Annotated in this window: 8 protein-coding genes; 4 read left to right on the forward strand and 4 right to left on the reverse strand. The window is 66.7% G+C overall.

From position 1 onward, the window contains the following. Together V7D28_RS12670 and V7D28_RS12675 are read left to right on the forward strand one after the other, a co-directional pair. The coding region (locus V7D28_RS12670; RefSeq protein ID WP_333587744.1) for a DUF6088 family protein at window positions 1-824 on the forward strand (824 nt) is incomplete at its 5' end. After that, window positions 821-1,894, forward strand: coding sequence for a nucleotidyl transferase AbiEii/AbiGii toxin family protein (locus V7D28_RS12675; protein ID WP_333587745.1), 1,074 nt, complete (start codon window positions 821-823; stop codon window positions 1,892-1,894). The genes V7D28_RS12670 and V7D28_RS12675, both read left to right, overlap by 4 nt. Before the next feature lie 73 nt (window positions 1,895-1,967). On the opposite strand, the gene V7D28_RS12680 is transcribed toward V7D28_RS12675, so the two are convergent. Then, window positions 1,968-2,336: a hypothetical protein gene (locus tag V7D28_RS12680; protein ID WP_333587746.1), complete on the reverse strand. Its 369-nt coding sequence runs from the start codon at window positions 2,334-2,336 to the stop codon at window positions 1,968-1,970. Window positions 2,337-2,999: 663 nt separating this feature from the next. Between V7D28_RS12680 and V7D28_RS12685 the strand changes: the two genes are divergently transcribed. Beyond that, window positions 3,000-3,179, forward strand: a complete 180-nt coding sequence (locus V7D28_RS12685) for a hypothetical protein (protein WP_333587747.1) — start codon at window positions 3,000-3,002, stop codon at window positions 3,177-3,179. Window positions 3,180-3,186: 7 nt separating this feature from the next. Here the strand turns inward: V7D28_RS12685 and V7D28_RS12690 are convergent, their stop codons facing one another. Together V7D28_RS12690 and V7D28_RS12695 are read right to left on the reverse strand one after the other, a co-directional pair. Next, entirely contained in the window at window positions 3,187-4,122 is a 936-nt protein-coding gene (locus tag V7D28_RS12690) for a 2-hydroxyacid dehydrogenase (RefSeq protein WP_333587748.1), read from the reverse strand. A gap of 113 nt (window positions 4,123-4,235) precedes the next feature. Continuing rightward, window positions 4,236-4,799 carry a type 1 glutamine amidotransferase domain-containing protein gene (locus V7D28_RS12695; RefSeq protein ID WP_333587749.1) on the reverse strand — a complete coding sequence of 188 codons (564 nt, stop codon included), beginning with the start codon at window positions 4,797-4,799 and terminating at the stop codon, window positions 4,236-4,238. Window positions 4,800-5,024: 225 nt separating this feature from the next. Here V7D28_RS12695 and V7D28_RS12700 point away from each other — a divergent pair, with 225 nt between their 5' ends. Continuing rightward, complete coding sequence (locus V7D28_RS12700) at window positions 5,025-5,474, forward strand: universal stress protein (protein WP_333587750.1); 450 nt, start codon at window positions 5,025-5,027, stop codon at window positions 5,472-5,474. Between the two features lie 48 nt (window positions 5,475-5,522). Here the strand turns inward: V7D28_RS12700 and ettA are convergent. Then, the coding region (ettA, locus tag V7D28_RS12705; protein WP_333587751.1) for an energy-dependent translational throttle protein EttA at window positions 5,523-6,656 on the reverse strand (1,134 nt) is incomplete at its 5' end.

A 6,656-nucleotide genomic window follows, 5' to 3' on the forward strand; every position in this document is an offset into this window, starting at 1 on the left:
AAGCCTTGAATCAGCGTCGCCCTCAGCCAGCAAGCTTTATGGGTTCAGAACCTAGCCCCCTGCAGCGGTCTCGAACGGACATTGCCCCTCGCGTAGGCATTCGTCCGAAATATGACTACGAAATTCGGACATTGCGGCTGACCGAAAATCGTCTACATATTTCGGACATGGCGGATGCACCCCTCACCACCGCGCTGGAAGATCGCATTGCCACGGCGAAGCCCCGCCAGGTGTGGACTCCCTCTGACTTTCTGGACTTGGGCACCCGAGATGCGGTGGACAAAGTCCTCCAGCGCAAGGTGGGGCGGGGAGAGTTGAGGCGAATTGATCGCGGCCTCTACGACCGGCCCGCCTACAACAGCTTGCTGGATGCAGAGAGCCCGCCGGACCCGCTGTCCGTGATCGACGCCGTGGCCCGCCGCGACAAGATCAGAGTGCTGATCGACGGGATGGCGGCCGCGAACGATCTGGGCTTCACCAACGCGGTTCCCGCCAAGATCGTCGTACGAACCGAGGGCAGGCTGCGCCCGATCCGACTCGGAGCGATGACAATTGAGTTCCGGCAGACGGCGGCGAGCAAGCTGTTCTGGGCCGGCCGTCCCGCGATGCGGTTGGTACAGGCGCTTCACTGGATGAGCGACAGTCTTGGCTCGGACACCGAAGCGCGCAGGATTCGACGCATCCTCGATGGACCAGACGGCTCTGCGATCCGAGCGGATCTGGTCGCTGGTTTCACTGCCTTGCCGGCCTGGATGCAGGATTATCTGCGGCCGCTGCTTGCCGAGGACCTGAACCCGTCCAGCCGCGAAAAGCCTCCCGAATGAACCCCGCCTTCGACCGGATCATCGCCGCGTCCGACGAGGACCGTCTCGGCCTGTTCACCGCGACGGCTCAGCGACTCGGCACCACGCCCCAGAACGTCGAGAAGGACTTCTGGGTCTGCTGGGTTCTGGACGCCTTGTTCAACGGCCGGAAACCCGACGCGCCGCGCCTGCTGTTCAAGGGCGGAACATCGCTTTCCAAGGGATTCGGCCTGATCCGCCGCTTCTCCGAGGACATCGACGTCACGATCTTCCGCGATGATATCGGCGAACCGGCCTCAATCGCCGATCTCGAGGCGCTGAGCGGAAAGAAGCGAAAGGCGGCGCTGGAGGCCATCGAAGCCGCCGGAGCCGAATATATCCAAGGTCCCCTTAGAGACACCCTGCAGGAGATCATCGCCGCGACGGCCGAACGGACGGGCTTGGCGCCGGATCGCTTCGATCTTCGCGCGTCCGAGGACGAGTCGCAGACGCTGCTGCTGACCTATCCGGCCGCGACGCCGGCGGACGCGTACGTCCGGAGCATCGTAAAGATCGAGTCCGGGGCGAAGTCCGCCCTGGACCCGAACTCCGCCAAGACGATCACCCCCTACGTCGACGGTGACTTTCGCGGGGCCGACCTTTCGGTGACGAACGTCGTCACGGTCGACGCCGAACGGACATTCTGGGACAAGGTGGTGATCCTTCACGGTCTCCGCCGCTGGTACGATATCCGGAAGGTGCTCAAAGGCGGCGGCCAGAGAATCTCGCGGCACTATTACGACGTCCATCTCATGATGGGCTCTCCTGAAGGTCGCCGGGCGATGGAAGATTCCGATCTCGGGACGGACTGCGTGGCCCACGCGCGCATGTTCTTCAATCGGCCGGACTTCGACCTGGCCACCGCCGAGCCGCCGACCTTTGCGCTCTCTCCGGAGGGAGCGATGTACGATGACCTCGCCAGGGACTACGCGCTCATGCGGACGATGATCTTCGGCGACGCGCCGCCTTTCGAGGAGGTCCTTGAAAGCGTGTACGAGCTGGAGCGCATCCTGAATGGCAAGAGAGGGGCACCCCCGGCGACTGCGTCGTGAGTGCACCTCGGTTGCGATGGCCGTCGCAAGGGGCGTCGATGGCGATCACGGACGAGACGTCCCCAACAGGCGCTCACAATCGCCGCACATGTTGCGGCGAATCGTCTGGCCAAACACCTTGGCGGGACAGGGCCTTCGCCAGCGCATCGAGAAGCCGCAGGCGTCGCTGCTCGAAACGCGACTGGAAGTAGGGCGCGTGCCAGGGCCACGGGTCCTGCCGAAACTTCTCGGCGCGTTGGGCGTCTGCGGCGAGGAGCCGCCGAATAGCCGGGACCGGGGCGGCCAGGTCGCGGGAGCGCACCACCTTGCCGACCGTCCGGGCCACCCGCTGGCGAACCGACTCGAGATCTTCCTCAAACACCGGCGGTTCGGGCAGCGGCTCGCGCAGTTCCGCTTCCGGATCGTAGCGACCCGAGCCGGCTCGGCCGCCGATGCGGATCATATCTGCCTTGCCAGGCGACCGCGGCGGAAGCCGAACGCGGATCAGCGCCTTGCCCGCCTTCAGCTTGGCCCGCGGAAGGTCTCCGACGTCTGGCGAGCGTTCACCATATTGGCCGGCACGGTGAGGCTGAGGCCGCGGGGCCGCTGGTGTGAAAGTCATGCGTGTCTCCATCTCCCACAGTCGCGTACGGATTGGCGCGTCCCGTGATTGGCTTCCAGAGAAACAGTGACGTCGGAGACGGCCATGGGCTCGTCGGCTCGTGAACAACTCGCCACACAGGTCAACGCCGAAATACTTGCCGAGGTGCGAAGCATAGCGCTGGCCGAGGGCCGGCAAATCCAGGCCCTTGTCGACGAGGCGCTCTCCGACCTGGTGCAGAAGCGGCGGCCAGCCAAACCGCGAGATCATGTGATGTCGGCCTACCAGGCGAGCCATAATCGGTTCGCTCCCTCTACAAGAAGCTCGCCGAGTGACGGATTACCTTACGGTCGTCGAGGTTCTGGCGATCCACGAGGACTTGATAAGCCGCTATGGCGGCGCCCAAGGCGTGCGGGATCTGGGCCTGCTTGATGGCGCGCTGTTTCGACCTCAGACGGGCTATTATCAAGACTTGTATGAAGAGGCTGCGGCCCTTTGGGAAAGCCTCGCCAAAAACACCCCTTCGTGGACGGCAACAAGCGTGTCGCCTTCGCCGTCACCTACACATTCCTGGCGCTAAACGGACTGCAGATCACCGCCGAGGCCAACGCGGCCTTTGCGTTTGTCGACGACCTCCGCGCGGCCCACGTGTTCGAGTTCGAGGCCCTGTCTGCTTGGCTTCGGTTCAACACTGCGCCCGCGTGAATTCGCCCTAGGGAACCGGGCTCAGGAGGGGTTCGCCGGCGAAGTGGCGGCGGAGGTTTTCGTGGGCCTGGCCGATCATCTTGGGGATGGAGTCCAGGGTGCCCCCCGCCGCGTGGGGGGAGAGCACCGTGTTGGGCACGCCTTCCCAGCGGGCCGCGGGCGTCGGCTCCTGCCAGAAGACGTCCAGGGCCGCGCGGCCCAGGCGCTTGTCCTTCAGCGCGGCGATCAGGGCGTCTTCGTCCACCACCGAGCCCCGCGCCACATTGATGAGCAGGCCCCGGGGCCCCAGGGCGTCGAGGATCTCGGCCGAGATCAGGCCCCGGTTGGAGGCGTCCGCCCGGCAGGCGACGATCAGGATGTCGCTGGCCTGCGCCAGGGCCAGCAGGGAGGCGGCCTGGGGCCACGGGGCCTCGGGCTTGGGATTGGGGCCCCACCAGGCCGCCTCCATGCCGAAGGCTTCCACCCGGCGCGCGCAGGCCTGGCCGATATGGCCCAGGCCGACAATGCCCACCTTGCGCCCCCGCAGGGCCGGACGGGCGCCCAGGCGGTGCTCGGCCGCCCAGCCGCCGGAGCGGACCAGACGGTCGCCCTCCACCAGATTGCGCCAGGAGGCCAGCAACAGGCCCACGGCGTGGTCGGCCACATCCTCGGCGTTCAGGCCGTCGGCATGGGTCACCTCGATCCCCCGGGCGCGGCACCACGGCACGTCCACCCCGTCATAGCCCACGCTGATGGTGGCGATCAGGGAGAGGTTGGGCAGGGTTTCCAGAAAGGCCGGCTCCAGCACGATCTCCCCGGCATGGGCGATGGCCCGCACCGCGCCGCGATCGGCCTCGGCCAGGTCCCAGCGGCGCACCACCCGGTAGCCGGCGGCCTCCAGCCCCGCCTGCATGGGGCCGAGCATGGGGTGGGAGATCAGGACGGTGATCGGCTGGTCGGTCATGGGGCGCTCCGCAACTCAGGTCCGCCACCTATAGCCGCTGGCGGGCGCCCAGCACAAAGCGCGCGGCGGCGTGTCCCGCCCCCGCGCGCATCGGCTTTCACCCTGAGGCGGCGTCAGGCCGCGTCGGCGTGGCGCCCCTCGGCGATCTCCTCGATCAGCTTGCGGCAGAAGGCCGGCAGATCGTCGGGCTTGCGGGAGGTCACCAGCCCCTGGTCCACCACCACCTCCTTGTCGACCCACTTGGCGCCGGCGTTCTTCAGATCGGTCTCCAGGGAGGGCCAGGAGGTCATGGTCCGCCCCTCCACCCCGCCGGCGTCGATCAGGGTCCAGGGGCCATGGCAGATGGCGCCGATGGGCTTGCCGGCGGCGACGAAGGCGCCGATGAAGGCGATGGCCTTCTTCTCCAGGCGCAAGGCGTCGGGATTGATCACCCCGCCCGGCAGAACCAAGGCGTCGTAATCGTCGGCCTTGGCGGATTTCAGCTCCACGTCCACCGCGGTCATGCGGCCCTTGTCGTGATGCTCCCAGCCCTGGATCTCGCCGCCCTTGGGGGCGATCACATGGACGGTGGCGCCGGCGGCGGTCAGGGCCGCCACGGGCTTTTCAAGTTCGGATTGCTCAAAGCCGTCGGTGGCCAGCACGGCCACCTTGCGGCCTTCGATGCGAGGGCTCGCCATGGCGTTCTCCTTTCAGGAATTGCGTCCCGCGAAGAACAGGCGGTGGGCGCGGAGGTTCCGCCCCTATGCGCCCCATTTGACGCGCATCATTTCCCTGCGCGGCCAATTCGCGCCAAGGTGGAGTCACGCGGTTGATCGCGGGGTCTCGCCCCCCGGTCGGCGGCGCTTATCTTCGTGTTCGCGCGTCAGGGATGCGTCGGACGCGGCACACTGGAGGGAGCACGCATGTACAAGCACATCCTCATTTCCACCGACGGATCGGAAGTGGGCCAGAAGGGGCTGATCCACGGCCTCGACCTCGCCAAGGGCCTGGGCGCCCAGGTCACCGTGGTGACCGTCACCGAACGCTTCCCCGCCTTTCCCGACAGTGTGGGCTACGCCTACGCCATGAGCGACAGCCTGATGGCCGACTATGGCAAGGGTCAGTCGGAAGCCGCCAACGCCATTCTCACCGCCGCCAAGACCACGGCCGAGCAGCGGGGCGTGACCATCGAGACCGTGCATGTGCGCGACGCCCAGCCCGCCGAGGCCATCATCGACACGGCCAAGGCCCGCGGCTGCGACCTGATCACCATGGCCTCCCACGGCCGGCGCGGCCTGGGCCGCCTCATGCTGGGCAGCGTGGCGTCCGAAGTCCTGACCCACAGCGCCGTGCCGGTGCTGGTGGTCCGCTAAACCCTGAAGGGCCGACGCGGCGCCGCCGAAGCGCCGCGTCGGTCAAACTCAGCGGCTGAACTTCTGGAACTTGATCCGCTGGGGAATGAGGCTGTCGGCGCCCAGGCGACGCTTCTTGTCTTCCTCATAGGCTTCGAAGTTCCCCTCGAACCACTCCACATGGCTGTCGCCCTCGAAGGCCAGGATGTGGGTGGCCAGGCGGTCCAGGAACCAGCGATCGTGGCTGATGACCACGGCGCAGCCGGGGAAGTCTTCCAGGGCGCTCTCCAGGGCCTGCAGGGTTTCCACGTCCAGGTCGTTGGTCGGTTCGTCGAGCAGGATGACATTGCCGCCCGAGGCCAGCGTCTTGGCCAGGTGGACGCGGTTGCGCTCACCGCCCGAGAGCAGGCCGACCTTCTTCTGCTGGTCGCCGCCCTTGAAGTTGAAGCTGCCCACATAGGCGCGGCTGGGAATTTCCCGCGACCCCACCTTCATGATGTCGAGACCGCCGGAGATCTCTTCCCAGACGGTCTTGTTGGGGTCCAGGGCGTCGCGGTGCTGGTCCACATAGGACAGCTGCACGGTCTCCCCCAGGCGGATGGAGCCGTCGTCAGGGGTGTCCTGCTGGGTCAGGATCTTGAACAGGGTGGACTTGCCCGCCCCGTTGGGCCCGATCACGCCGACGATGCCGCCAGGCGGCAGCTTGAAGGTCAGGTCCTTGAACAGCAGCTTGTCGCCATAGGCCTTTTCCAGGTGGTCGGCCTCGATCACCACCTGGCCCAGGCGCGGACCCGGCGGGATCTGGATCTGGGCGAAGGTCTGCTTCTCCCGCTCAGAGGCGTTGACCAGATCGTCGAAGGCCGCCAGGCGCGCCTTTGACTTGGAGCGACGGGCCGAGGGCGAGGAACGCACCCATTCCAGTTCGCGCTCGATGGTGCGCTTGCGGCTCTCGCTTTCGCGGTCCTCCTGCGCCTGGCGCTTGGCCTTCTGTTCCAGCCAGGCCGAATAGTTGCCCTCGTAGGGGACGCCCTTGCCGCGGTCGAGCTCCAGGGTCCACTTGGTCACCTGGTCCAGGAAGTAGCGGTCGTGGGTCACCAGGATCACGCAGCCGGGGAAGGTCTCCAGATGGTGCTGCAGCCAGGCCACGCTCTCGGCGTCCAGGTGGTTGGTGGGCTCGTCCAGCAGCAGCATGTCGGGCTTGGA

Origin of the sequence: Phenylobacterium sp. (assembly GCF_036723115.1) — a bacterium.
Lineage (GTDB): Bacteria > Pseudomonadota > Alphaproteobacteria > Caulobacterales > Caulobacteraceae > Phenylobacterium.

Excerpts from the sequence above, each read along its gene's own strand:
- V7D28_RS12675 (WP_333587745.1), top strand. The coding sequence starts at position 821 with ATGAACCCCGCCTTCGACCGGATCATCGCCGCGTCCGACGAGGACCGT.
- V7D28_RS12680 (WP_333587746.1), bottom strand. The coding sequence starts at position 2,336 with ATGATCCGCATCGGCGGCCGAGCCGGCTCGGGTCGCTACGATCCGGAA.
- V7D28_RS12690 (WP_333587748.1), bottom strand. The coding sequence starts at position 4,122 with ATGACCGACCAGCCGATCACCGTCCTGATCTCCCACCCCATGCTCGGC.
- V7D28_RS12695 (WP_333587749.1), bottom strand. The coding sequence starts at position 4,799 with ATGGCGAGCCCTCGCATCGAAGGCCGCAAGGTGGCCGTGCTGGCCACC.
- V7D28_RS12700 (WP_333587750.1), top strand. The coding sequence starts at position 5,025 with ATGTACAAGCACATCCTCATTTCCACCGACGGATCGGAAGTGGGCCAG.